This is a genomic window from Arthrobacter echini (assembly GCF_008107445.1).
GTDB lineage: Bacteria > Actinomycetota > Actinomycetes > Actinomycetales > Micrococcaceae > Arthrobacter_D > Arthrobacter_D echini_A.
Map to the genome: position 1 here is coordinate 1 of NZ_VSLD01000014.1, position 24,668 is coordinate 24,668.

Consider the following 24,668-nt stretch of genomic DNA (forward strand, 5'->3'; position numbering starts at 1 on the left):
CGCCGCCTCGGTTCAGGGCTCAGAATTTTCCCCGCGCCACCTCGCTCAGGATGTCGTTAGCGAGGACCTGATCAGCCAACAACTTCTTCAGCCGGGCGTTCTCCTTCTCCAGCTCCCTGGTCCGCTTGGACGTCTCCGCGTTCTTCTCGGACCCGTACTGGTTCACCCACCGGTACCAGGTCGCCTCGGTGACCTGGAGTTCCTTGACGACCTCGATCATCGGGCGCCCGTCGTTGAGCATCCTCTGGCCCTGCCGGACCTTCGCGATGACCTGCTCCGGGGTATGTCTGCGTGCCATGATTCGTGAATCTCCTCCTGCACCCAATATCGGATGCGAAACTCACACAACCACTGGACTCCTACCCGGGGACCCAACCACCTGCTCAACAGCCTCACGAACCGTGATGCCTTCAGCCTCCACTGCTTGATCGAGTGTCTCTTGAACATCCTGGGAGAGCCTCGTACTGAAGGGGAAAGTTAGTTCGCGCCTCCGCTTTGCGACCTTTGGTAACGCTTGCGGCTGGTGCTCAGCAAGTGCGGACGATTGGTCCTTTACCGGGCTCGGCACGAAGTGCACGGGGTCGACGGTTTCATCGGGAGCCGGTCTAGGACCACGACGAGTGAGCGCAGGCGGGCGATCTGGCAGGTTATCGGTCATCGAATTACCTTCTTTGCGAGCTCGGTGTACGCATCTACAACAGGGCCGCCTTTGCGGTATTGGCCATACCACTCCTGGGTCAGGCGCATTTCTTGCACGATTGTTCGGTGAGGGACCCAGGGGGTCAGTAGTGAATCCCCCTAGGTTTGATGCCGCGTCTTTTCTGGTCAGGAAGGATGTTGTCATGCCAAAGAGTATTGATCCCGCGATCAGGGAGCGTGCCGTGCGGATGGTGCTCGAGCAGCTCCCGGAGTACGCCTCCATCAGCCAGGCCTGCGCAGCGGTCGGAACGAACCTGGGCGTGGGGAAGGAGACACTGCGGAATTGGGTACGAAGAGCCCAGATCGACGCCGGGGAGCGCGAGGGTCTCACGACGGCCGAGGACGAGGAAATCAGACGGTTGAAAGCAGAGAACCGTCGGTTGCGTGAGGACGTGGCGATCTTGAAAGCCGCGACGACTTTCTTCGCGGGGGAACTCGACCCCCGCAAACGTTGATCATGGGATTCATCGATCAGATGAGGTCCAAGGGGCACGTGGTCGAGTCGATCTGCCGGGTTCTGCGCGAGCAGGGCTGTCGGATCGCTGCGCGCACCTACCGATCCTGGCGTGCGCAGAAGGTTGCGGTCCGAACGCTCACCGATGCAGCTGTCATGAACGCGGTCCGCGACGCGGCCTGGACCACTGATCAGATGGGTCGGGTGCGGCTGGCCCCGGAAGGACTTTATGGGCGGGCGAAGATGCTGGCGCTGTTGCGCCGCACCGGCCACCCGCAGGCAAGCCCTGGATCCGTTGACCGGGCGATGCGCGCCCTGGGCTTGAGCGGGGTGCGCCGTGGCAGACCGGTGCGCACCACGGTGGCTGGTAAGGACGGGGTGCGGGCCGGGGCCCTGCTCAACCGTGATTTCACCGCGGTCGCACCGAACACGGTATGGGTCACCGACTTCACCTACGTACGCACCTGGTCTGGGTTCGTCTACGTGGCCTTCATCGTCGACGTGTTCGCCCAGCGGATCGTGGCCTGGCACGCCCAGAACACCAAGCACACCTCGCTGGTAATGACTCCACTGCGAATGGCGCTCCGCTGCCAAGTCGCAGCGCCCGCAGGCCGCTCCACAGCGAGTCATTCCAACCCCTCCCCCACAGCTTCGAGCAAACGCTCCCACGCGACCGGTCCATCTCCTCAAAGGCAGCCGAAACATCGCACTTCCGAACCTCAAAAGTTCGGTGCTACCAGCGGCCACCGGCGGCACGGATACTGGAAGGCACTTGCAAACTTCCGCAGTTCGTAACTTCCGACGCGATCGTCTTCTAAACTTCGGAAGTTCGGCAGTAAGGGCGCGGATGTCTGCAGGCTGACGAGCTTCCAGGCCCTCGCGTTTGGGGTTAGCCAGGCCCAACCAGCACCGGGGTTTGGTTCTTCCGGACTTCGGAGGTTTGGCAGTACCGACGTCCCACTCTTGTACCCATGCAGCCTTCCGCAGCTCGGCAGGTCGGAGCCTCCAGACTCAGAGAGATTTGGGGTCCGTGTTTTCCGGACTTCGGAAGTTCCGCCGAACCGGCGGCTCGACCCTGTACCGGCACGAGACACCAGACCTCGACCGTTCGTAGCCGCCAGGGTCAGAATGTACCGAGGATCTGTGCTTCCGAACTTCGGAAGTTCGGTACTGTGCACCTGCAACCGCCTCGGACCTCAACTTGGCAGTCAGTGAACATCTGAATCGGGAAGTTCCGAATCTTGGCCCTCTCGGACTTCCGGACTTCCGGACTTCCGGACTTTGGCAGTACGGGCAGCAACGGACCCAATCGAACGGAACACCAGCGCTCAGCAGATCATCACCACCGAGACCAGGCGTGCCCGGGCCTCGGACCTTTCGAACTTCCTGAGTTTGGTAGTGCGACACTCGAGTACGTGTCGGCGAAAAGCCCCAGACCGCAAAAGTATGACCACCGAAGCCCGCTCGAAGTCCGATCCTTCCGGACTTCGGGCGTTCGGCAGTAGTGAGGCCGCCCACAGCTCAGCTGTCCAAGCTCACGCACCTCGCCAGGCAGCCACCCACGAATCGACCGGGCCTTGTCCTTCCGAGCTTCTAGACTCAGTAACTCCGAAACTTCGGCAGTGCTCCCGCCCCTTCAGCGACACTTGGCCGCCAGGCTATGAACCTCGGGAGTCTGGCGGTGCAGCGCCCGGTCTAACGCCGGAGTACCGTTCTTCCCGTTTGCCGAACTTCGTAAGTTCGGGCTAGCGGTGGTGGCTCACGCGCGTAGGATCTCGCGAGAAGCATGAACACCCAAAACTCCCGTAGTTCCAGAGCACGGAACTGCGGGAGTCCGTAAGTACAAAACTACAGACTTCGGTACGTCGGAACTCACCGACGGTTCTTCCGGGGTGGGGGAGGGGTCCACTGGTAGGTTGGGTCCGTTAGCTTGCCGGCTGACAGCTGGAACTCTGTAAGTTCCGTACCTTGGGTGGCCCTATGGCCACTCCATCTAATGCACGCAGATTCCTACTGCAGCCGGACCATTTGTCATTGCAGCGAAGGATCCGTGCGACATGAGAGTTGTCTCTGTCATCAACCAAAAGGGCGGCGCCGGTAAGTCCACGACCGTCATGAACCTGGCGTCGGTGGTCGCCGAGCACTCACGCGTGCTCGTCGTAGACGTCGATCCGCAGCTGTCCGTCACCTCGTGGGCGACCACGGCGGAAGAACTTCCTGATGACCGTCGGCTGCCTTTCGACGTCGTCGCGGAGACGAACGTGCAGGTCCTCGCTCAGCTACGCGGTGCGGATTACGACACGATCTTCGTCGACACTCCCGGAAACCTGGAGAACATGGCGGTCCTGAAGGCCGTCGTGGCCAATTCGGACTTCGTCATCCTGCCGACCGAGCCAACGGCACTGGCCATGCTGCCTCTGGTCAACACGTTCAAAAGCATTGTCGAGCCCGGGGGAGTGGACTACCGGATCGTCATCACGAAGGTCGACTCGAGGTCCCTGGTCGATGCCACGGATGCCCAGGACGAGCTGCGCGACGCCGGCCTGAAGGTCTGCAAGTCGTATGTGCGGTCCTACAAGGTGCACGAACGTGCGCCGCTTACCGGTCAGGTCGTGACTACTTATGACAAGACGCGGGCGGCCGAAAAGGCCGGCGCGGACTACAAGGACGTTGCCCGGGAGCTCTTGAGCATCTGGGCCAATCAGGAGACGAGGTAGATCATGGCGGTCAAGAAGGGGTTGAAGGGGCTGCTGAACCAGGGCAGCCAGGAAATGCTTGCCGCCATGCAGCGCGACCAGCAGGACGAGGCGGATCGCGCCACGGGTAGGGGAGTGGGGCCCACTCTGCCCGTAGCCGCGCCGGCAGGGCCATCGTCAGCAGTCGCTACGGCGGTCAAGGAGCCATTAGCAGCCCGACCCGCGGCCCCGGCGGTTCCCCAGCCCGTTGAGCCCGCCCATGAGCCGGCTCCTCGCGCTCAGCAGGAGCCTGTTCCGGCGGCGCCCAAGCAGGCGGCTCCGCAGCCCGAGAAGAGCGCGGGAGAGCGGACCACAGCGGCGGAGCCCAAAGCCGCGAAGAAGCCATCCTGGGAGGAAATGGACCGCAAGGAAGTCCGTGTCTATGGGGACCAGGTGCTCGCTCTGACGACGCTCCGCATGAAGATCAACAAGGGGAAGAAGGGCCCGGAACGCATCACGGACAACACCCTGATTCGTACCGCCATCGACCTGCTGTTGCAGCACCAGGACGAGCTCGGGGGAGTGACGGAGAACGAGATCCGCGCTTCCTGTGGCCTCGACCCGCGCTATTGACCTACAAAACTACGGAGTGCCGAACTTCCGAAGTTCGGACGTAACTCTTGCGCCTGGTACTGCGCATCTTTCGGACTCTGTAATTTCGGCATTAGCCCGCCGACCTGAACGCCAAATCCGCAAGGGATAGGTCGTCGGGCGGCCCCTCGTAGATCTCCCACGGGTAGTCGTCATCGGGGGAGGGGAGCAGCGCATCCGGAGCACGCCCAGCAAGCCATTTCCGCCAGACTGCGCGCTGCGCCCTGTAGAGCTTCACCTGTGCTGCGACGTCCTCGAGGACGCCCAGGCACTCGGCGACCGTGGACAGGCTGGTGGAAGCCTCTATGGTCCATCCTGCACAGCCGCGAGTCGCGAGGTTCCACGCTGCGAGGATCTCGAGGGACTCGCTGACAGTGGTGCGGGAGAGCCTTGTGATGCGGACGAGCTCAGCCGTCGATAGGGGAGTGGCCGATGTCTCCAGTGCCTCGTACACGAATGCGGCAGGGAAGCCGAGCTCCCTGAAGGCAGGCCGGAGGGCGTGCAGCTTGCCCTTCTTCCAGGCCAAGTCCCCGGCACTTTCTTTGAGCGGATCCGGGATGGTGAGCTCGTACTGATCTCCCCGCGTCCCCTTTGCCTTCTCGAGCATGGCGATAAGGGGGTTGGACGCCGATCGAAGCGCGCGCAGATGACCGGCCACAGTGGTGTGATCGAGCCCTGTCGCGACAGCCAATGATCGGACCCCGAACTCGACGACCGATCCCCCGGTCATGTGTGCCGCGGCTCCCAGTGCCCTGAGCACCATCCTTCGTGCGAGGTCAGCCCTGGAAGAACCCATGGTCTGCTCAACCAGCGATGCGGCGTTTCGCCAAGTCCTGATGAATCGATGCTCGGCGGCGGAATCGACGAGCGTGGAATTACCACGGTGTAGTACAGGCGGCTGTGTATTTGGCCGGCTTGTGGGGTTTTTATGGTTACTGCTCTGCCTCGCGGTGTTCGTGGCCTTCGATTTGAGGTGCCGATGTGAAGCAGCGAGGTCGCGCTGAAGTGCTTGGACTCTGTTGCCCGCGCTGTAGCGGGCGTAAAAGGACGCGAGGCCGGGCCAGATTCCCTGGGTCATGCGGCGGTAGATGTCGGTGGCGTTCAGTCCGGCAGCAGCAGCTCCCGTGATGACTGCCTGACGGGCCTCGGAGTTGCTGCCGTAGCGGTTGGCGTCGTACAGCCCTGTGCGCGCGATGCTCTGCATGGCCTGGGACATCCGGGAAGCCGAAGAGACGTTCATCGTGTTCGCTGCCGACGTTTCGAGTACGGGGGCCACCGCTTCGAGGCGGAGGGCCCGGGCAGCCTGGATCTCGTCCCGAAGGTCACGGCGCATCGCCGCCCACACGGTCGAGGCATTGGGCCGGCGTGCGACGTCGTAGGCCATCGACAGGCTCATGGCGAGCTGCTGGTGGCCGCCTGTCTTGTGCCGGCTCCCGGGTACGCGCATGCACCCGTGGAGGAGGTTCTGGTGGGGCGTCCTGTCGAGGCTCGGAAGCCTGTTGCCCAGCGCCTCAACGAGCTCCCGAGCATCGGTAAAGGTCGCTGGGTCGGCCAGCGGCACGTAGACGTGGCGTCCGCCGTTCGGAGAGAAGTCCTCGATCCAGCGGGCGCCGAGGCGGTGCAGCCACTCCTGCAGGACCCGGACGTCAGCTGTGACCTGGGCCAAGCCTCCCTTGGAGGCGTCGAAGTCGAAGAAGAGCGCGCGGCAGGAGCCGTCCTTGCCGAAGACGCGGACAGCTGCGGGCACGGTCGGCAGGGCATCGGTGAGATCCCGCTCGAACTTCTGCGGGTAACTTCGACCGGCGTCTCGCGATAGCCTCACACGGGGCTGACCTGCCAGGAGGGGTGCTAGTGCAGCCCATACGACCGAGGGCTCGTCTTTGACAAGCGACACGCCCGAACTCTGTAAGTCTGGCAGGGCCCAGTCATGCTGGGGTAAAGTGATGGTATTCCTCCTGAAGGAATGACAGAGGTCCGCTCCTCCCAAGGGAAAAGGCGTTTGTTGGACTTACTTCCTGATCAGCCGGCAAGCAAACACAGGTTGTGAGTCGAAGTCTTCGAAGGCCCGCCTATGGCGGGCCTTCTCTTCGTTAAGAGGCGAGGCGGCCGATAGGCAGAGCCTCCTGCTGGTTGGTCTTGGGGAGGTCGGTGTGCTGGATGCGATCTTCGACAACGGAGGCTACCCAGTCGCTGACGTGCTCAAAGCCTTCAGCGGATGCAATCTCCCGCACCGTGTTGGCCTTCTCCGTCGCCAAGCGAAAGCCAATGAGCTTGCGGTCACCCTTGTGCCTGCGGCCAGGTCCAACTCGACCGTCTGCTGTCACAGCCATGATTACCACTGTCCTTTGAATCTGCTGGCCCCAGGGGCCTTCGCTTCGTGATCAGTTCCAGATGTCCAGCGACCTTGCGGTCTCAATTCTCGCGTGAGCGAAAACAGTTTTCTTTCCGGACACTCCGAACCTAACACCACGGTCAGTGACCACGAAGCATTATGGCAAAACTGTTTCTGTGTCGTGTTGCGGTCGCCCTGCGGGGGCGAGTCGTGAGTGGCCGTGTCTTGGGGCACGCTCCCTTTCTGCCGGTGGGCTGCATCTGGCTTCCTAACGATCGAAGGACTGTACCAATATGGCACAGTCCTTCGATCCACAGCAATCAGAACATTTTTAGCTCTTCCATGCCCACTGGATCAGCTTCGCTTTAGCGTCCTCTGCGGGGATGTCGATCGACGTGGAGTGGAAGGCTTCTCCGAACATGGTCCTGACTGACTTCGCGGTGCGGAAGTACTGGCCGTGCTTGTCGATGCGTCGGGCGGAGACGCCGAGGTAGCGGGCCGTCTGCCGGCGGTTCATCCCTGCTTCGATGCAGATTTTCACTGCGCGGAAGATGACGGCGTGGGCGGCCTCATTCTCCGGGTTGGCCTTGGTCAGGATCCGCTCTACAGCCTGCTTTGCCTCTGGTGGTGTTTGACTCACGTTCCACTCCTCACTTGATCGACAGGCCGATGTCTAGCGTCTTGCGTGCCAGCCGGTGCCTCCTGGCGATGGCGAAGACCCACAGTCCAAGAACGACGCAGGCCGTCGATACGTGCGTGACCAGCTCGAAGATATAGAACGCTTCGGGTCCCGCGTGTAGTTCCAGCGGGTAGGCGAGGGCGCGTGCAATCGAGAATATGAAACCGGCGAAGATCAACCTCGAGGCAAGACGCCCGAGGCGTAGGGGGTTCCTGCGGCCATCACGTAAAAGCGGCAGCAGCAACGGCGCCAGTACGTAGGCGGTGTAGGCGAGGACAATCCACTCGTTCAGTTCCACCGCGCGCTGACCTTGGTACATCTCCAAGCGGGGTGACGCCTCGGGGGTGTCCGCCACGAGAAGCGTGAAGAGCACCCCCGAGGCCGCGATCACGCCCACCAGCAGACCGCGCTTTCCAATGATCCAGGTGGTAGCCGTTTCTGAGCCGTAGGCGACGGCTAGGTGCACGCCGAGGACCCCTACAGCGGTCATAGCGCAGCATTTGGCGATGAAGTCGGTGCCGTTGGAGATAGGCACGATGGCTTCCAGCACGTGATAGACGCCCGGCAGGGAAAACACGTAAGCGGCAGTCAGCAGCACTCCCATGAGAGCCAGCCGGCCACTGGGTCGCAGCAGTGCCCGCGCCCCTTCGGGTGTGCGCTTGGAGGTCATGCGGTGGAACGTTAGTCCGCCGAGGAAGATCAACATGAAGCCGACTGAAATGACGTAGATGCTTTCGTTCATCCGATCAGATCCGTGAGTTTCTCCGCGTATTCGAGGGCTTCCTTGCGCTGCCGAAGGCGGCGCTGGAGGAGGTTGAGCCGTTGTTGGATGAGTTCGACCAGGTCCTCGTTCTTCATCACCATCAGGGCCGTCTCCCGAATGTCCACGGGCCAGTCGCCCTCTTCCATGGTGATGAGTCCGACGACGACAAGCCCCGCAACCATCGACGTCCCGCTGACCCGGGCAGCGGTGACCGCCTGGATGGGGGTGAGCTTGTTATCGGAAAGCTGGCTGAACAGGTAGGTGATCGCCGTTCCCGTCTTTTCGGCCACGTCGTGCCGGACGTCGCCGGTGTCGATGGCGTCGATCCACGCTCGATGAGAACCATCGTGGGGGAAGCCGATTTTAACCTGGTCGTTCCGGGGGAACAGGTCTTCGTGGAAGCGGTGCTGCAGCTCGACCATGAGGTCGGCATGGTGGACCTGACTGAGGACTTCTGCGGCTGTTGGTGTGCGGGGCCGGCTGTCGAGGTCTTCGTAATCCTTGAAGTCCGCCAATGCCGTGATCGGGTCGATACCGACGCCTCGGGCCACCCCTACAACGGTCGTCTCGGGGACGCTGCCACGCCGGATCTGGTTGCCCACGGTCACGCGATGCAGTCCGGTCACGCGGCCCAGCTCGCTCGCTGATGTGGTGATGCCGCGTCGTTCAAGCCATTGCTTGAAGTCAGAACCAGAAACAGCCACGGCACCTCCTTCAAGAGAGCACTAGATGCGCACGGCATACACGTCTAGCCATGATGTCAAAAACTAAGCTATTCTAATTAATAAGGAATTGGCATCAGCCTTCTTCCTCACCGTTCCAATTTTAGCGGGCGCGCCCTCACCAGTCTGTGCCCACAACACCCAGGGGAGGTAGTCGTGGACGAAGACGAGAAGCGTGGAGCGTCACCGCTTCTGGCCCTGGTGATTCTTGTACCTCTGCTGGCTGGCCTGCCCGTTGTGGGCATTGCGGGTGCTGCGATCCTCACGCAGAAAGAGGAGAAGCCCGCTGCGTGTGTCGTCTCGGCAGTCGGTGAAACCGTCGGTGACGTTACCTCGACGCCGGCGATCCCGAATGGGTGGTCAGACCTCGTCGAGGGTGCGGCAGCGACGGCGGGCCTCCCGGTGAGCGTGGTGGCGGCCCAGCTGAAGCAGGAATCGGGTTGGCACGAGACCGCGCGGAGTTCTGCGGGGGCGCAAGGGGTGGCCCAGTTCATGCCCGGTACTTGGGCCATGTACGGAAAGGGTGGGGACTCGTTGTCGGCTGAGGACGCGATCCCTGCCTACGGCCGCTACATGTCGGCCTTGAAGTCCGAGGTTGAGCCGCTGGCGGGCGGGGATCCCGACCTGCTGGTGCAGCTGACCTTGGCTGCCTACAACGCTGGCTCGGGTGCTGTCCAGGAAGCCAAGGGTGTCCCGCCGTTTGCGGAGACCGAGCAGTACGTGGAGAAGATCCTGGACACCGGTCAGGGCGAGTTCGCCGCGGACTGTGCGGCCCCTGCTGGTGCGGTGGCTTGGGACGGTGATCTGGGGGACGGGGAATGGACCACCCCGCTGCCGGGCGGTGTGTTCACGTCCGGGTTCGGGGGACGGAACATTCCGGGCCTGCCGGCGTGGGCGCAGGATCATGTGGGCATGGATCTGTCGACCCCAGGCTCCGGGTCCGGGAGTGGGGGACCGGTGATCGCCCCGACCGCGCTGCGGATCACGGGGTTCAACAATCCGGACGGGTGCGCGATCGCCAAGGAAGCCGGGCCTGATCCGGATTTTGGGTTCGCGTTCTGCCACATGAACTCCTACAACGTGGTCGTGGGAGACGTGCTCGAGCGCGGGGATGTCATCGGCACCGAAGGGAACCGGGCCAGTCTGGGCGCGGTCGCCACGCACCTCCATGTCGAGATCTACAAGCCCGAGGCCCCGGAGGTCGTCTACCCGTACCAGGGCTGGAACCTGGACCCGGAGCCGATCCTGAAGCAGAAAGGAGCGTGGGTGCGATGACCCACCGCTCACATACCAACCTGTACCGGGCTGCCGCTCTGGCGGCCTCGGTGATGGCCCTGACCAGCTGCGCCACCGACGCACCCGCATCGGAGGACGTGGCCCCGATTTCCGCACCGACCACCATCTACGAAGGCTCCTACACCTCGGCCCCTGCCGAGGAGATTCTGGGCGGCAACACGTTCGCCTCCCCGGAGGACGCCGACCGGTCCGACGTCGACTCGACCGCTCGGGTCGCGGCGCTGATGCTGCATTCGTGGGACACGACGGTGGACCGCACCGAAACGGCGGCCGCGGTGCGCGCCATGCCGCTGATGAGCGATGAGTGGGCGGCGCATCAGGTCGAGCCTGAGCGCAATGCGAGTAACGGCGAATGGTTGGAACCGGCCGTGCACGGTGCCTACAGCGTGCCCCGGGCGGTTCCGGCGATCGGTGACGCCGCGCAGGACGTCGATGAGGACAAGGCCATCCGGGTCCTGGACGTGACGTGGCGCTGGGTAGCCCGTGATGAGACGCCGCTGGAGGGCGGCGGTCACCGGCAGGTGAGCGTGTACCTCGAGAAGACGGACAGCCGGTGGGACGTCGTCGGGCATCAGACCCGCGACATGACCGCCTCGATGCCCGGCTCGATGACGGGGGAGGGCACGTGAGCCCGGCAGTGCATTCCTGGCCTGTCATCCGCCTCACCATCGGGGAGGGCGAAATCGTCGCGGACGCGAACGGCGACGTCCTGACTTACCCGGTGCTCGATGATACGTCGGCAGCCGACGTGGCCGCCGATGCAGCAGCGGAAGCGTGCCGCCGCCTGAGTCTGACGGCGTGCCGGGTGCAGGGGCTCACCGAGGACGGAGAGGTCTACGAAATGGTCGTCGACGCCGAACTGGGCACCCTTGAGGAACGAGAGAACACCACTTCCACCGGCACTGCCGGCGGCACGGGTGCTGGCCGGGGTTCCGGTTCTACCCGTTCCGGGTCGACGACTGCACGCCGTCGTACTCCTGCGCGCCGGAAGGCTGTGCTGTGGGGGAGTGCAGGGGTCCTGGCGGCAACGGTCGGTTTCAGTGCCTTCTACACGCTGCAGGACAGCACGGCCGAGCCGGTGGCGACGGTCTTCACGCCGCCTCCGGCGCAGCTGCCGGTGCCTGCTCCTGCTGGGTGGGATACCTACGGTGACTGGACGACGCCGATGACCGGCTCGACCGTTCGGGCGATCCTGGACTCTTCGGGGCAGCCGGTGAGCGTGGACGGCTCGAAGCTGATCGGTCATGATCCTCGGACGGGTGTGGAGCGGTGGACGCGTACCGCACCGTTCAGGGTCGCGCAGCTGGCTATGTTCACCCTCGATGGGCAGTCAAGGGTCGCGGCCGCCGCCGCCCGGGAGCTGGTGCTGTTCGGCGACGGGGCGGACCCGATCCGCGTCGACGTCCCGAAGGACGGGACGATCGTCCTGGACGGCGGTACGGCTCCGCGGGTGGACCTGCCGGACAAGCGGACACTGATCGTCGCAGCCGACGGCAGTACTTCGGTGCGGGTGGTCCCGGCGGCTGCGGAACCCATCGAAGCCCTCGGCGATGATCTGGTGGCAGCGGACACGCGCTCGGGCCGGATCTGGCGCGTGACGCAGGATTCGGCGGCCCTGCCAGCTCCGGCGAAGCTGCCTGCACCGTCGGTAGGGGCGGAACTGGTCACGGTCCTCGGATCCGTGAACGGGACGGTCGTCGCGGCCTGGAAGACCAACAACAACACCACTACCACCACCATCGGCTTCTACGCCCTCGGGGATGCCGCCGATGCGACGGAAGCGACGCAGGTCGGCATCGTCGACGTCGAAGGAACCGATATCGCCACCTCCGATATCCAGGTGGACCGGGAGAACGGCCTGCTGATGGCCGGCACCCTGCTGGTCGACGTCGATGCGAAGCAGGCCCACCGCCTGCCCGGGGCCGGGAAGCTCGCCGCCGGGTACGCCTGGGTCACCACCAACACCGAGCAGCTGCGAATCAATACCCAGGGCGTCACCGAAACCACGACCGACACCGCCCGGGCAGCGATCCCCGACGTCATCACCGAGGACGGTAAGGCAATCACCAGGGCCGAAGGGTCCTCTGACGGCTTGCTGTATGCGCTGACGCAGGTCGCACCCCGACCCACAGCAACACCCACCCCGACCTCAGCCCCCACCTCTGACCCGACTTCTGCCCCGAGCCCCACCTCGACTGTTTCCCCGAAGGAGAACCCCTGATGAGAATGACCGCTGTCATCGACCCGGCCGGCACCCTCGAGCTTGACATGGGAGGCGAGAGAACCACCGCCGGCTACCCGTCGGTCATGGACGCCCGTCGCTCCGTCATGAGCACCGCGACCGACCTCGCGACCGAGACGAGCACCGCCACCGAACTGCACATCGAGGACCCGTCCGGCTCCCGCACGATCCTCGTCCAGACCGACGGCGCCGTCATCGAGCATGACGCCGTCGGTGAGCCGGCGGACAGCGGGCCAGTACAGCCCGCCGAAGCAGCCGAACCTGCGCCGTCCCCGGTGACGCCAGAAGAGCCGGCCGCGCCGAAAACCATGGCGGAGTTCACGGCGGAAGCAGCAGCACCTGTTGCCACTCCCGTTCCCCTCCCTCTTCCCGCTCCCGCTCCCGTTGAGGCTTCCGTGGCCGCGGAAGCGACGGCACCGGAAACCGCTGCTGCATCAGCTGTGGCGCCGGCAGTGGTCCCGGCAGGGGCACCGGCTGAGACGGTGGGACCGCTGCCGACCCGCAGGACGGCGATGCCGTCGTTCGTCGACCGGCCGGACGCCGATTCACCGGCTCAGGTCGGGGTCCGTGGTGTGCTGAATCAGTTCGGGTTGAAGCTCTCGGCATCGCCGGCGGAGTTGGAGCAGCGCCGGGATGAGAAGACTGTCTCTCAGCATTGGGCCGGGCCCCGCACGATCACGGTCCTGAATCCCAAGGGCGGGGCGGGTAAGACGCCGACGGTGATCTGCCTGTCCGCGGTGTTCGCCCGACTCGGCGGCTCCGGTGTCCTGGCGTGGGACAACAACAACTCTCTCGGCTCGCTGGGCTGGCGGACGTTCGACGCCGGTCATGAGGCGACGGTGGTCGACCTCCTCGAGCGGACCGGCTATTTCATGACAGCCGGCGCGCGTGCCGGGGATCTGGCGTCCTACGTCCACCACCAGCCCTCGGATCAGTACGACGTCCTTCGCTCCGATGACCGGTCGGGGGCGAAGAAGCGGCACGAGGTCACCGGGGACGAGGTCCACCGCCTCTACTCGGTGGCCGCGAAGTATTACCGGCTGATCCTCATGGACTCGGGCAACACCGAACGCGGGGATAACTGGGAGGCCATGATCGGGCACTCCGACCAGGTCGTGATTCCGGTGAAGTCCGTCGACGACGCCGCCGAAGGCGCGTCCCGGGTTCTCAGCGCCCTGCGGGCGGGTAACGAGCACGCGCAGTCGCTGGCGGACCGCGCCGTGGTGATCGTCCTTGGGTGTACCCCGTCCCACGGGCCGGCGAAGCTGAACGAGCTCGCTGAGTCTTTCCGCCCGTTCGTGAAGTCGGTCGTTACGGTGCCCTACGATTCGTCGCTGATCGAGGGCAGGATCCGGTTCTCCTCGATGCTCCCGCAGACCCGCCGCGCCTGGCTCCGGGCCGCCGCGCAGATCGCGGAGGGACTGTGACCGTGACCCCGCAGCGTAATCCGTTCGTCAACGAGCCGGAGGTGACACCGCAGGAAGACCCGATCGACGATGACCCGATCCTCGGGCAGCGCGAATCGCTGAGGGGTCCGCGGAACATTCAGCAGAGCCTCGCCGCCGAGCCTGTCGAGGAAACCGCACCAGCAGCCCCCGTCCTAGTTGCGGTGACTAGCGCGACCCTGTGGCTGGTCGGTGCCTCCGGTGGCGTTGGCACCAGCACCCTGGCGGGCCTGTGCTCGGAGAACGTCGTCGATGAATCCGAGCGGCGCCCGACCTACGCAGGCCGGGCCCTGTTGGTCTGCTCGACCAGTGCGTCCTCGCTCGAGGCCGCACAGCAGCTGGCCCGTAAGTCCGCGTCCGGGCAGCTGCCCTATGAACTGGTCGGCCTCGTGATCGTCTACGACCGGCCCAAGAACCGGTTGACGAAGCCGACCCTGGACTTCGCGCGCGGCGTTGCGCGGATGTTCCCGGTAGCCATGACGGCGCCCTATGAACCCTCATGGCGCGAGGTCGGTGTCAGCCCACAAGCTTCCGGGACACGGCTGAAAAGTGTGCTCCGGAAAATCGAAAAGATCGCCCGCTCCGGGCACTGAGAAAAGGAACTCCCATGTTCGGAAACACTCTGGCAGCACACACCCTGACCACCATCAACGCGCTCACCCCACCTCGTGACGGATCGCTCTCGGCACAGACGTTCACCCCGACGCAGCCTCCCGGCACCGAGGGCCTGACCACCGTCATCAACTGGATTCTCTGGGGCGCAGCACTCGTCCTGTTCGTGTTCTTCATCTTCGGCCTCGTCTCGGCCGGTAGGAACCGCCGGCAGGGCAACGAGATCGAGGCACCCATCTGGCCCATGGCCGCCGCCTGCCTGCTGGGTGCTTCGGGCGCAGTGTGGACTGCAATCACCTGAGCAAGACCAGCTAACCCATTTGATCGAGAGAAGGACAGACGATGAGCACACAGGACACCACCGAGGAACCGAAGGCCCGCCCGAAGTGGTTCGGTGCTGCCGTGATGCTGCTGGCCCTGGTACTGGTCGGCCTCCTCGCATGGGGTGTGCGGGTATTGATCTTCCCCAGCAACGACGAACCGGCAACGGACCCACCCACCGCTGCAACACAGACAGCACCATCGTCCGCGTCCGCGACGGCAGCACCCGTCGAGGACGCGAACACAGCGTGGGACTGCCAAGCGGACCTCAACGACGACGACGCATCTGTGGCTGACAGTGCCCCGATAGTCGAGGAATGGGTGGCGGGTGGCTACAACGTGATCCCGTTCTCGGAGTTCGGCGGATGCCAGAAGCAGCCCTCCGGACTTCGTGTCGGCTTCGCACGGACCGAAGCAGGTTCCCTAATGGCAGCTGCAACCTATGCGATGGCCCTAGATCCTTCGGTGAGTGAAGAGGCAGCTGATGATGTAGAAGTTGCCGTTGCTGAGGGACCGGACCGGGACAAGCTTGCGGAGAAAGCAAAGCGCATCCGCGACGGTCTGGAACAAGGTTCCAACGGCACCGCATCCGCAGTATCGACCCTCATCGGATACGCCCAGGACTTCTACTCCGAGGATGTCGCTTCGTACCGCTTGGTCTATGAGGTTCCTACGTCCGACGGTCTTGTCGGGCAGGTCTCCCTACAGGCTGACCTGCTGTGGGAGGACGGCGACTGGAAGCTTGATCCTGCGTCCGGCACAACCTTTATGACGTCGGACCTGTACCAGGGACAGCCCTACATCGAGTGGGGGCCAAAGGTCTGATGCCAAACATTGGGGATCTCCTAGAAGGTGTTGCGGGCAGCGCGATCCAGAAGCTGATCCAGTTCCTTGCGAGCTGGGTGGTGCAGGTCCTGACGGAGATGATCAATTTCGTCGGTACGTGGTGGTTGAAGATCGGCGCACCGGATATGGGCTCAGGGTCCGCGACCGATCGCATCCAGCAGTCGACGCTGGTGTTCGTTGGCATGGCCGGTGTCATCGGGACGGCGTTCGCGCTCATCAAGCTCGCCCGGGACCAGGACCGCGCCTCGACCGAGAACCTGATCATGGGCATGGTGCGCACCGTCCTCACCACGGCCTTGGCCGTGCCGATGGTGGGCTTGCTGTTTGGGGTGACCGACGTCGTCGCGCCGTGGCTGGTGAGGACCATTTCGGGGTCCGCGCAGGAGGACGGGCTCGGGTCCGCGATGGGTTTGGAAGCCCTCGCGGGAACCACGATGACCATGCAGCTCGCCGGCATCATCTTGTTCGTCGCACCCCTTGCCCTGCTCGGGGCGATCATCAACGCGGTCATCGTCATCTTTTCCTACGGTGCGGCGATCGCCTTGTGCGGGGTTCTGCCGATCTTCGCTGCCGCGTCGCAGACCGAGCGGGGCCGGAAGTCCTTCGACAAGGCGGTGGGCTGGCTGGCGGCCGTCGTCCTCTTCAAGCCCGCCGCGGCGATCCTGTACGGGGCGGGACTGGCACTCCTGAAAGGCATTAACGGGACCGCGGACAACGAGCTCGGGAACACCGCGATTGGTCTGATCACCGGGCTCGTCATCATCTGCAGCGCCTGCGTAGCGATGCCGGCACTCGCGAAGGTCTTGGTCCCTGCCGTTAGCGCCGGACCGCAGGGCATGGGAGCCTCCGGCCTGGCCATGGTCGGCGGGGCCGTCGCCCTCGGAGCGATCACCGGAGGGGTCGGAGCTGCAGCCGGGGCCGCAGCTACAGGTAGCGGTGGAAGTGCCGCCGCATTTACCGGTGGAGGAGCCGCGGCAACGACCGCGGCAAGTGCTTCCGAAGCAGCCGGTGCTGCGGGGACAGCTGGCGGAGCAGCCACAGGAACGTCCGGGGGCACTTCTGCCCTGTCGGGTAGCGCCGGAACAGGCAGCGAAGCTACCGGAGCCACCAGTAGTGGTGGTGGCACGGCGGGTAGTACTGGCGGCGGAGCCGGTAGCTCTGGTTCGACAGGGACAGAACAAAGGCCGGAGCAGCCGCCCACACCGGGAGCAGCTGCAGGCAGTATATCATCCGCCGGACATGGTGGCAGCACCGGTGCTGCCTCTGGTGGTCCCACGGGTGCCGAGCAACGCCCGGATCGGTCCGGGGCAGAGTCGTCCCCGGTCAGTGATGCCGGTACTGGCGCAGGCACTTTTGGCAGCGGTGCCAGTGGTACTGGCGGTAACAGCGGGTCCGGCTCGGATGGGCCGATGGGTGCCCAACCTCAGGCAGAGCGGGTCGGCGCACCGACGGAAGCACCGGCCGATCCAGCAGGGGGTACCTCAGGAAACGCGTCGACGGCTGGTGGACCATCCGGGGCAGAGCCCACGGCCGGTTCTGCTGAGCTGCCGAAAGCACCGCCGCTGTCGGACGGCGAGATTCAAGGCGGCACATCAGCGTCCCCTACAGCCGAGGGTTTCCGGTCCGGCGCGCCATCCGGGGCGGACAAGTCAGCGATGACGAAACAACGGGTCGAGTTCGGCTTAAGGGAAGCAGCAAGGGACATGGATCGCGCAGTGGAAAGTGGGGATGACAGTTGAGCTCAGTGAGTACGGATCAGACAATCGTCCGGCAGTACGGCAACATCGCAGAAGACCGGACGGCGGGTCTGATGGGGTTCTCGATGGCCTCGACCGTCGTTCTGGGCGCGGGCGCCATTGGGGTGTTCATCGCGATCATGGCCGCCCAGATTTGGGTGGCCGTCGGCATCGCCCTGGTCGCGTTCGTCGCCGCCACGATCCTCGGCTCGAAGGACCGCAACAATCGGTCCAAGCCTGAGCGGTGGCTGGCGCGCAGCATGCACTCCAAGGCCACGAAGGCCGGGAAGACCGTCTACAAGTCCGGGCCCGTCTCGCAGATCCCGGACGGTTCATTCCGGGCTCCTGGCCTGTTGGCCGCGACCGAGCTGATCGACTTCCAGGACCTGTTCGGCAACGAGGGTGTCATGCTGTGGCACCCGAAACTAAGGACCGGCACCGTCTTCTTCTCCACGAACTCCTCAGGCCTGGGCCTGCTGGATCAGGACCGGGTGAACCGGCTTGTCGGGTCGTGGGCTGCGTTCCAGCGTGACGCCGGTTCCAACGCACGGGTCGAGCAGATTTCGGTGACGACGCAGTCGACGACCGATCCGGGTGAACGCCTGCCGGACGCCATCGCGGTGGCGCGGCAGCAGGCCGGGTCCCATGAGGTGCCCGCCTTCGCACGTCAGGTGATGGATGACGTGGTGAACAACCTCAACCTCGACGTGCCCAAGCTCGAGCAGTGGGTGGCGCTGACGTTCAGCGGCAAGGCCAACGACGGGGACCGGGCGCCGGAGCGCTCCGCTGCGGAGCTGGTGGCCGATGTGACGTCGCTCCTGCAGGGCTTCAAGGAAGAACTCGAGGACGTCGGCGCGGGAAGCGTGTCCCTCATGCGGGCCGCTGACCTCACCGACCAGACGTTCGTCGCGTTCAATCCGCACGCCGCGGCCGCCGTTGAGCGCGCCCGTCTCTCCGGTACCGGGACCGGCCTGGGCTGGCACGAGGTGGGACCCTCTGCCGCGAGGATGATCGGGTACCCGGGCAGGTACGACCACGCCGGGGTGGCGAGTAAGTCGTGGCAGATGTTCCGGCCGCCGGCCGGGACGTTCCGCGAGAACGCCCTGGTGGCCCTGCTGGGCCCTGATGCGAGCATGCTGCAAAAGCGCGTCACCGTGTTCTACCGCCCTCAGCCGCCGGAGAAGTCCGCGCAGCAGGTCGCCCAAGCGCTCACCAACGCCCAGTTCGCCACGAACCAGAAGGGTCGGCGTCCGACCAGCTCGCAGATCATCGCCCTCGAGAAGGCACGCAAGGCCGAGCGGGAGCAAGCAGAAGGGGCCGCGCTGGTCCGGTTCGCGATCGGTGTCACCGCGACGGTCGAGACACCGGAGCAGCTCCAAACCGTGGAAGCGAAGATCATGCGCAACGCGACCACCGGCATCCAGATCCGCATGAGGTCGTGTGACTACAACGACGACGCCGCGTTCTCCTTCAACCTCGGGCTCGGGCTCGTGCCAGAGCACCTGGCCACCATCTCCTCCGACGTCAGGAAGGCCCTCTAATGTCCGCCTTCGACCAACTCATCGACAAGGTCATGGACCGGTTCCTGGGCCGCTCCGAGACAGCAGCCGCAGTTACTGCTGCGTCGTTCCCGCAGCTCACGGAGAAGGGCATGCGGGTCCGCGAGGGCGGCATGGTGACGTGGGTCGAACCGCCACCGGAGTTCACCGCCACCTCGAACCAGACCGCGGGCCTGTGGCCGTTCTGCGTCGGCACGTCCTCGCCGCTGGTCGGTGCGGTCCTGGGCCGGAACCTGCTCAACAGTTCCGTGGTGTGCGGGGACCCGATCAGCCTGTTCCTGCACGGCATCATCTCCTCACCGTCTGGGTTCATCCTGGGCCTGAACGGGCGGGGGAAGTCCTCGGTCGCCGTCCGTATGGCGTTGGCCCTGATCGATCAGGGGTTCCTGATCCTCGTGGCAGGGGACCTCAAACCTGACTTCGCCGGCGTGGTCCTGGAGACCAAGGGTCAGGTCGTGCAGGTCGCCCCCGGTGTCGGGGCGATCAACCCGCTCGATGCCGGTCCGCTCTGGCGGGAACTCGAACGCCTTCCGGCCCCGATGCAACGGCAGATGCGCGCCGAGATCCACGCCCGTCGCCTGATGACCCTCACCGGGCTCATCGAACTGGTCTTCAAGGAACCCCTCGATGCGAAGAAGCAGGAACAGACGGTGCTATCCATGGGTATCGCCATGGCCGCCGAAAAGGCCGAAGGTGAGGGCCGGCAGCCTTTGGTCGGCGACGTCGTCGCCGCGATCAAGTCCGCGCCACCGCAGATCCAGTCGGCGCTGCTCATCGAGGAGTCCGCCGAGTACCTGCCGCAGGTCAAGAACCTCCTCGCCGGCTTGAACGCCCTCGGGGAGCACGGACCGTTCGGTGATGTGTTCTGCCAGCAGACCACGAAGGAAATGAAGATCGACGCTTGCGTGGACTTCGACATTTCCCTCATCGACGAATCCCAGCTGACGCTCCGCGCCGCGGTGCAGACGGTGTGCTGGTCCTACGGGCAGGCCGGCATCTCGGCCGCAAAGACCCTCGCCGATGCCGGGCTGATGGAGGAACGCCATCACCTGATGATCATGGACGAGCTGTGGCAGTCCCTACGCGCGAGCGAGTTGCTGGTGCACCAGATCGACTCCATCACCCGCCTGAACCGGACCAAAGGCCTGGGTCAGCTGATGATCACGCACTCGATGAAGGACCTGCAGCTGTCCACGGACGAGCTGACGAAAATCGCGACCGGCTTCGTGGAACGCTCCTCCGTGAAGATCCTCGGCGGGCTGGCACAGAACGAGATGGACCTGCTCGAAACGGTGTTCCCCGTCTCAGAGCGGGAGAAGGCGATGCTGGTCGGCTGGTCGGCCGAAGGGTCGATGAACCCCAACACCAACCAGGTCTCCCCGCCCCCCGGGCGCGGCCGGTTCATGCTGAAAACCGGGTCCGAACCCGGTGTGCCGTTCCGGGTGAACCTCACCGCCGGCGAACACCGCGCCCACAACACGAACCAGGCATGGGCTGCCGCCCAAGCCAAGATCAACCGATGAGGAACGAGGAGAACGGCCCCATCATCGCTTTTTCGTCCGTGGCCTTGGCGGCGTTCGTCGCGGTCGCCCTGATCCACCTCGCCGGAGCCTTCACTCCGGTTCCCACGGAGCTGTCGTGGAACCCGATCACCCTCGCGATCGGCCTTGCTACCGGGGATCCGTGGCCGGCGGCCGCGTCCTGGTTGCTCGGCGCGGAAGCGGTCGTGGTCATCGCGGCCTTCGCGTGGTGGAGCACCCGACCTGTGTCCAGGACCGCCGAGGCGTCCCGTCGGATGAGTCCTGGCGGGAAGATGCGCCCGGCAATGGTGGACGCCCGCCTTACCGAAGCGGCCCGCCTCCACCCCGAGGCCAAGGGCATTGGCCCGGGATTGACGATCGGCTATGCCGGTGACGCCGGCACCAAGGCTGTGATCCAGGGCTGGCGTGAGTGCTCGACTCACGTGTGGGGGACGGGCCGGGGTAAGACCACCACGCAGGTCGTCCGCCACGCACTGGAGGCCCCGGGTGCGTACATCATGACCAGTAACAAGGTCGACGGCGTCGCAGAAGTCCTGGCCGCCCGCTCCGAGACCGGAACGGTGTGGCTGTTCGACCCGCAACGGATCTGGCGCGACAGTCACCGGCCCGCGATGGTCTTCAACCCGCTCGGAATCGTCACCGACACGGTGAGCGCAGGCGAGGTCGCGTCGATCTTTGAGACGTCCTCGGCTCCCAGCGCCGGTCAGGGCAAGGGGGACGCACAGTTCGACTCGCAAGGCCGCGACTTCCTTGCCTGGTGCCTCCTCGCCGCCGCCAAGAGTGACGGCACGATGAAGGACGTCCTGCGGTGGGTATCGTCGGCGGACTTCATGGAACCCGCCGAGGTCCTGGAACCGGCCGGGCATAAAGGTCCGGCGTCGGCGTTGAAGGGGATGAGCGCCCAGCCGGAGGACACCCGCGGGTCCGTGGCCGCCAGCGCCCAGCGCATGGCCTCGGCCCTCGTGCACGACGAGCTCGTGGCCTGGTCGACGCCCACACCGGGCGTGCCGGTGTTCGACCCGACCCGGTTCGTGACCAGCAAAGACACCCTGATCCTGCTGTCCCAGGACAATGCAGGGTCCGGGGCCGCGTTCGTGTCCACCCTGGTCTACGCGGTCTTCACCGCCGCCCAGCAGGCCGCCCGTCATGCCGGCGGCCGCCTGCCGGTGCCGTTGGTCGCGGACCTGGACGAGGTCGGCAACGTCGTCCAACTCAAGCAGCTACCCGAGTGGTATTCGTTCTTCGGGTCCATGGGCATCGTCGTCAGCGCGTATTTCCAGACCCGCGGGCAGGGCATGGCGATGCTCGAGCGCACCGGGTGGGACACGCTCTGGTCCGCGGCCGCGATCAAGGTCTACGGCGGCGGGTCCGACGACACACAATTCCTCGAATCCCTATCGAAGACCATCGGGCAGTACGACGCGAAAGTCCGCAGCTCCTCGACCTCGAGGAACGGGTCCTCCCGATCCGTGCAAACCCAGCGGCGCGACATCATGTCCGTCTCCGAGCTCTCCGAGCTCCCGGCCAACCGGGCATGGGTGAAGACCTCCAACGGGGGAGGGGCCATCGTGCGTACCGTGCCCTGGTTCCGCGACAGGACGATTAACGCCCGCATCGGGGAAACCGTCGACCGCATCAAGGGCCAGACTTCAGGGACGCCGTCATGACCGTTACCACCGGCAACGCGACAGATGGTACCGAACCTAACGGTCAGGGCGGGGCAGAGGATGTCGCTTACACCCCGGAGGACCTCGTGGACTGGGTGGAAAGCCTTGCCGCGATCCTTGAGTCGGTCGACCGGTCACAGAACCAGTACTGGTGCTCGCAGTGGTGGAACCACCCTGAAGCCGTCGACAGGTTCCGTGCCCTGTATGAGCAATGGCTAGGGGCCCAAGCAGAGGGTGGAATGTCGTCCTGGTGGATCGACCACTTCGACCGCCACGCCACGATCTTATTCGCCAAACGCGGCCCCTTCGGCGAATGCGGCACCACACATACCGAGAAAACTGCCCGACGCATCCTCGGTACTGAACAACCCCCTATGAACTGGTCCTGGTAGCTTCGCTAAAAAGATCTGACGAGTTCAGGTGAGGGCCCCGTGCCCGGTCGATACGAGCCCTGCTTCGGCCTGACACCGAGAGTGTCGCCACCCCGCCTTAAGATCGATTCAGCGGCTGGAAGAGCCGCCTCATCGAGCAGGGGGCATCAGGCATGGCGGGTTTCAAGTTCAGCGGTAACTTCGAGCGCGAGGTCAATCGTGCTGTGCAGGGCGGAGTGAAAAAGGTCGCGGCAGAATACCAGCGGATGTTCGACGGGATGCTGCGCACCTATAAGGGCCGTCCCGTATCGACGATCAAACCGATCCTGCGCCGAAACTGGCAGAAAATCGGCGGTGACATCACTGATCCTGAACTGACTACCTATGCCCAACACATCAGTGACGGCACAAAGATGCAGATGAAGATGTAGACCCTTAAACCTGAGCCTGTCCGGTTCGTCGGAAGTTATCGTTCTATCCGCTTGAGGATTATCACAGCCTCGCGCGCCTACATTGAGCACCATGGGGAGGTGCACCGAGGATCGATGCGGCACAGATACACAGAAGTACTGATTCCCTGCGGCGCCCGGGACTGCTGAAGGTTCGGTTTCCATCTAGCCTGTGAGGACTTTGTCCTCCTGGAAGGATGGCCATCATGGCAAAGCCGTATCCGGAAGAGTTTCGTCACGACGTCGTGTCCGTCGCGCGGAAGCACGAGGCCCCGCTGGCTCAGATCGCGAAGGATTTCGGGATCAGCGAGGGAACTCTGAACAACTGGCTAAAACGCGCAGACGTGGAGGACGGTGTCCGGCCAGGCGTGACGCGGGTCGACGCGGCCGAGCTCCGCGAGCTGAAGAAACGCAACCGCTTGCTGGAGCAGGAGAACGAGATCCTGCGTCGTGCCGCGGCGTTCTTCGCCCGTGAGCTGCCCCCAAAATGACGTACCCGCTGGTCCGTGATCTTGCCGCTGACGGTGTCCCCGTCGCGGTGGCCTGTCGGGTGTTGGGGTTCTCTACCCAGGGATACAACAAGTGGCGAAGGAACCCGGTGTCCCAGCGCGACTGGGATGACGCGCACCTGACGAACCTCGCCCACGACATCCACCACGACGATCCGACGTTCGGGTACCGGTTCGTCGCCGACGAGATCGCCGGCCACGGCGTGTCCGCATCAGAGCGGCGCATCTGGCGGGTCTGTTCCCAGCAGCGTCTGTGGTCACTGCACGCGAAGAAACGCGGGCTCACGAGGAAAGCAGGGCCTCCGGTGCACGATGACTTAGTGCTGCGCCGGTTCCGCGCTGACCGCCCGAATCAGCTGTGGCTCACGGATATCACGGAACATCGGACGGACACCGGCAAGCTCTACCTGTGCGCGATCAAAGACGTGCATTCCAAGCGCATCGTCGGCTACTCCATGGATGACCGGATGACCTCAGCACTGGCCGTGTCCGCGGTGCGGAACGCGATCCGGCTCCGTGGGCCGGTCGATACGATCCTGCATTCGGATCGAGGAGCCCAATTTCGATCGAAGGTCTTCGTGCAGACGCTCAAGAGCAGCGGGTTGACCGGGTCGATGGGACGGGTCGGGGCGTGCGGCGATAACGCGGCGATGGAGTCCTTCTTCGCACTCCTGCAAAAGAACGTCCTCGACCGCCAACGCTGGGAGACGAAGGAGGACCTGAGACTGGCCATCGTGACCTGGATCGAGAGGACCTATCATCGCAAGCGCCGTCAGCGAGCACTCGGCAAACTGACCCCGGTCGAGTTCGAGATACTAGGACAAGCCGCCAACAAAGCTGCCCAGAACCAACAACCCAAAACTGGAAACTAAACCTTCAGCAGTCCCCCCCCCCCCCCCCCCCCCCCCCCCCCCCCCCCCCCCCACCCCCCCCACCCCCCCCCCCCCCCCCCCCGCGCGCGGCAGGGGTGGCCCGGTGGGGGCCGGGCACGTCTCGGCTGGCGAACGGCTCACCAGCCGCGGCGGGCGCCCGGCGCGGGGTCCCCCCCCCGCGGGGCGCGGGGGGCTGGATGGGAGGGCGGCGCGCACCCGGCGGAGGG

The 24,668-nt window shown here is 64.7% G+C and carries 21 protein-coding genes and 2 pseudogenes; 17 read left to right on the top strand and 6 right to left on the bottom strand.

What is annotated here, in order from left to right; genetic code table 11:
- Nucleotides 1-298 (bottom strand): annotated as a pseudogene (locus tag FQ377_RS14160) (transposase); the annotation flags it as partial.
- A gap of 544 nt (nucleotides 299-842) precedes the next feature.
- Between FQ377_RS14160 and FQ377_RS15200 the strand changes: the two are divergent.
- The 3 genes and pseudogenes from FQ377_RS15200 to FQ377_RS15030 all read left to right on the top strand — a co-directional run.
- A pseudogene (locus tag FQ377_RS15200) lies at nucleotides 843-1,783 on the top strand (IS3 family transposase); the annotation flags it as partial.
- A 1,427-nt stretch (nucleotides 1,784-3,210) separates the two neighbouring features.
- Nucleotides 3,211-3,870 carry a ParA family protein gene (locus tag FQ377_RS14175; protein WP_136455117.1) on the top strand — a complete coding sequence of 220 codons (660 nt, stop codon included), beginning with the start codon at nucleotides 3,211-3,213 and terminating at the stop codon, nucleotides 3,868-3,870.
- 3 nt (nucleotides 3,871-3,873) lie between these two features.
- Nucleotides 3,874-4,461: a hypothetical protein gene (locus tag FQ377_RS15030; protein WP_211096869.1), complete on the top strand. Its 588-nt coding sequence runs from the start codon at nucleotides 3,874-3,876 to the stop codon at nucleotides 4,459-4,461.
- A 91-nt stretch (nucleotides 4,462-4,552) separates the two neighbouring features.
- On the opposite strand, the gene FQ377_RS14185 is transcribed toward FQ377_RS15030, so the two are convergent.
- From FQ377_RS14185 to FQ377_RS14205, 5 genes are all read right to left on the bottom strand, one after another.
- Nucleotides 4,553-6,301, bottom strand: a complete 1,749-nt coding sequence (locus FQ377_RS14185; protein ID WP_246021310.1) for a MarR family transcriptional regulator — start codon at nucleotides 6,299-6,301, stop codon at nucleotides 4,553-4,555.
- A gap of 268 nt (nucleotides 6,302-6,569) precedes the next feature.
- Nucleotides 6,570-6,809 carry a hypothetical protein gene (locus FQ377_RS14190; RefSeq protein ID WP_136455115.1) on the bottom strand — a complete coding sequence of 80 codons (240 nt, stop codon included), beginning with the start codon at nucleotides 6,807-6,809 and terminating at the stop codon, nucleotides 6,570-6,572.
- 333 nt (nucleotides 6,810-7,142) lie between these two features.
- Complete coding sequence (locus FQ377_RS14195) at nucleotides 7,143-7,451, bottom strand: hypothetical protein (protein ID WP_136455114.1); 309 nt, start codon at nucleotides 7,449-7,451, stop codon at nucleotides 7,143-7,145.
- Nucleotides 7,452-7,461: 10 nt separating this feature from the next.
- Complete coding sequence (locus tag FQ377_RS14200) at nucleotides 7,462-8,232, bottom strand: hypothetical protein (RefSeq protein WP_136455112.1); 771 nt, start codon at nucleotides 8,230-8,232, stop codon at nucleotides 7,462-7,464.
- On the bottom strand, nucleotides 8,229-8,957 hold the full coding sequence (locus tag FQ377_RS14205) for a hypothetical protein (protein ID WP_148601838.1): 729 nt from the start codon (nucleotides 8,955-8,957) through the stop codon (nucleotides 8,229-8,231). Before FQ377_RS14205 ends, FQ377_RS14200 begins: the two co-directional genes overlap by 4 nt.
- Before the next feature lie 219 nt (nucleotides 8,958-9,176).
- On the opposite strand from FQ377_RS14205, the gene FQ377_RS14210 reads away from it, so the two are divergent.
- The 14 genes from FQ377_RS14210 to FQ377_RS14275 all read left to right on the top strand — a co-directional run bounded on the left by FQ377_RS14210 (nucleotide 9,177) and on the right by FQ377_RS14275 (nucleotide 24,441).
- The gene (locus FQ377_RS14210) at nucleotides 9,177-10,250 is read left to right on the top strand and encodes a transglycosylase SLT domain-containing protein (RefSeq protein WP_262364481.1); all 1,074 of its coding nucleotides are present in this window, start codon (nucleotides 9,177-9,179) and stop codon (nucleotides 10,248-10,250) included.
- Nucleotides 10,247-10,900, top strand: coding sequence for a hypothetical protein (locus tag FQ377_RS14215; protein ID WP_148601840.1), 654 nt, complete (start codon nucleotides 10,247-10,249; stop codon nucleotides 10,898-10,900). The genes FQ377_RS14210 and FQ377_RS14215 overlap by 4 nt, the downstream gene beginning before the upstream one ends.
- Nucleotides 10,897-12,492, top strand: a complete 1,596-nt coding sequence (locus tag FQ377_RS14220; protein ID WP_148601841.1) for a hypothetical protein — start codon at nucleotides 10,897-10,899, stop codon at nucleotides 12,490-12,492. Before FQ377_RS14215 ends, FQ377_RS14220 begins: the two co-directional genes overlap by 4 nt.
- On the top strand, nucleotides 12,492-13,940 hold the full coding sequence (locus FQ377_RS14225; RefSeq protein ID WP_148601842.1) for a MinD/ParA family ATP-binding protein: 1,449 nt from the start codon (nucleotides 12,492-12,494) through the stop codon (nucleotides 13,938-13,940). The genes FQ377_RS14220 and FQ377_RS14225 overlap by 1 nt, the downstream gene beginning before the upstream one ends.
- Nucleotides 13,937-14,551 (top strand): DUF6668 family protein, encoded by a 615-nt coding sequence (locus FQ377_RS14230; RefSeq protein ID WP_148601843.1) that lies wholly within the window; start codon nucleotides 13,937-13,939, stop codon nucleotides 14,549-14,551. The genes FQ377_RS14225 and FQ377_RS14230 overlap by 4 nt, the downstream gene beginning before the upstream one ends.
- 14 nt (nucleotides 14,552-14,565) lie before the next feature.
- Nucleotides 14,566-14,871, top strand: coding sequence for a hypothetical protein (locus tag FQ377_RS14235; protein WP_148601844.1), 306 nt, complete (start codon nucleotides 14,566-14,568; stop codon nucleotides 14,869-14,871).
- A gap of 104 nt (nucleotides 14,872-14,975) precedes the next feature.
- On the top strand, nucleotides 14,976-15,716 hold the full coding sequence (locus tag FQ377_RS14240; RefSeq protein ID WP_472974038.1) for a DUF8175 domain-containg protein: 741 nt from the start codon (nucleotides 14,976-14,978) through the stop codon (nucleotides 15,714-15,716).
- On the top strand, nucleotides 15,716-17,476 hold the full coding sequence (locus FQ377_RS14245) for a hypothetical protein (protein WP_148601846.1): 1,761 nt from the start codon (nucleotides 15,716-15,718) through the stop codon (nucleotides 17,474-17,476). The genes FQ377_RS14240 and FQ377_RS14245 overlap by 1 nt, the downstream gene beginning before the upstream one ends.
- 5 nt (nucleotides 17,477-17,481) lie before the next feature.
- The gene (locus tag FQ377_RS14250) at nucleotides 17,482-19,014 is read left to right on the top strand and encodes an SCO6880 family protein (protein ID WP_148601847.1); all 1,533 of its coding nucleotides are present in this window, start codon (nucleotides 17,482-17,484) and stop codon (nucleotides 19,012-19,014) included.
- Complete coding sequence (locus FQ377_RS14255; RefSeq protein WP_148601848.1) at nucleotides 19,014-20,555, top strand: hypothetical protein; 1,542 nt, start codon at nucleotides 19,014-19,016, stop codon at nucleotides 20,553-20,555. Before FQ377_RS14250 ends, FQ377_RS14255 begins: the two co-directional genes overlap by 1 nt.
- Nucleotides 20,552-22,240: a type IV secretory system conjugative DNA transfer family protein gene (locus tag FQ377_RS14260; RefSeq protein WP_187393392.1), complete on the top strand. Its 1,689-nt coding sequence runs from the start codon at nucleotides 20,552-20,554 to the stop codon at nucleotides 22,238-22,240. Before FQ377_RS14255 ends, FQ377_RS14260 begins: the two co-directional genes overlap by 4 nt.
- Nucleotides 22,237-22,632 (top strand): DUF4913 domain-containing protein, encoded by a 396-nt coding sequence (locus FQ377_RS14265; protein WP_148601850.1) that lies wholly within the window; start codon nucleotides 22,237-22,239, stop codon nucleotides 22,630-22,632. The genes FQ377_RS14260 and FQ377_RS14265 overlap by 4 nt, the downstream gene beginning before the upstream one ends.
- Before the next feature lie 152 nt (nucleotides 22,633-22,784).
- Nucleotides 22,785-23,042, top strand: a complete 258-nt coding sequence (locus FQ377_RS14270) for a hypothetical protein (RefSeq protein ID WP_148601851.1) — start codon at nucleotides 22,785-22,787, stop codon at nucleotides 23,040-23,042.
- Between the two features lie 224 nt (nucleotides 23,043-23,266).
- Nucleotides 23,267-24,441 (top strand): IS3 family transposase gene (locus tag FQ377_RS14275; protein WP_148601852.1). Its coding sequence is split into 2 segments (ribosomal slippage): nucleotides 23,267-23,534 and nucleotides 23,534-24,441, totalling 1,176 coding nucleotides; the frame shifts between segments, so codons are not numbered across the junction.
- The last annotated feature ends 227 nt before the right edge of the window (nucleotides 24,442-24,668 follow it).

Excerpts from the sequence above, each read along its gene's own strand:
- FQ377_RS14175 (WP_136455117.1), top strand. The coding sequence starts at position 3,211 with ATGAGAGTTGTCTCTGTCATCAACCAAAAGGGCGGCGCCGGTAAGTCC.
- FQ377_RS15030 (WP_211096869.1), top strand. The coding sequence starts at position 3,874 with ATGGCGGTCAAGAAGGGGTTGAAGGGGCTGCTGAACCAGGGCAGCCAG.
- FQ377_RS14190 (WP_136455115.1), bottom strand. The coding sequence starts at position 6,809 with ATGGCTGTGACAGCAGACGGTCGAGTTGGACCTGGCCGCAGGCACAAG.
- FQ377_RS14200 (WP_136455112.1), bottom strand. The coding sequence starts at position 8,232 with ATGAACGAAAGCATCTACGTCATTTCAGTCGGCTTCATGTTGATCTTC.
- FQ377_RS14215 (WP_148601840.1), top strand. The coding sequence starts at position 10,247 with ATGACCCACCGCTCACATACCAACCTGTACCGGGCTGCCGCTCTGGCG.
- FQ377_RS14225 (WP_148601842.1), top strand. The coding sequence starts at position 12,492 with ATGAGAATGACCGCTGTCATCGACCCGGCCGGCACCCTCGAGCTTGAC.
- FQ377_RS14235 (WP_148601844.1), top strand. The coding sequence starts at position 14,566 with ATGTTCGGAAACACTCTGGCAGCACACACCCTGACCACCATCAACGCG.
- FQ377_RS14240 (WP_472974038.1), top strand. The coding sequence starts at position 14,976 with ATGCTGCTGGCCCTGGTACTGGTCGGCCTCCTCGCATGGGGTGTGCGG.
- FQ377_RS14245 (WP_148601846.1), top strand. The coding sequence starts at position 15,716 with ATGCCAAACATTGGGGATCTCCTAGAAGGTGTTGCGGGCAGCGCGATC.
- FQ377_RS14255 (WP_148601848.1), top strand. The coding sequence starts at position 19,014 with ATGTCCGCCTTCGACCAACTCATCGACAAGGTCATGGACCGGTTCCTG.
- FQ377_RS14260 (WP_187393392.1), top strand. The coding sequence starts at position 20,552 with ATGAGGAACGAGGAGAACGGCCCCATCATCGCTTTTTCGTCCGTGGCC.
- FQ377_RS14265 (WP_148601850.1), top strand. The coding sequence starts at position 22,237 with ATGACCGTTACCACCGGCAACGCGACAGATGGTACCGAACCTAACGGT.
- FQ377_RS14270 (WP_148601851.1), top strand. The coding sequence starts at position 22,785 with ATGGCGGGTTTCAAGTTCAGCGGTAACTTCGAGCGCGAGGTCAATCGT.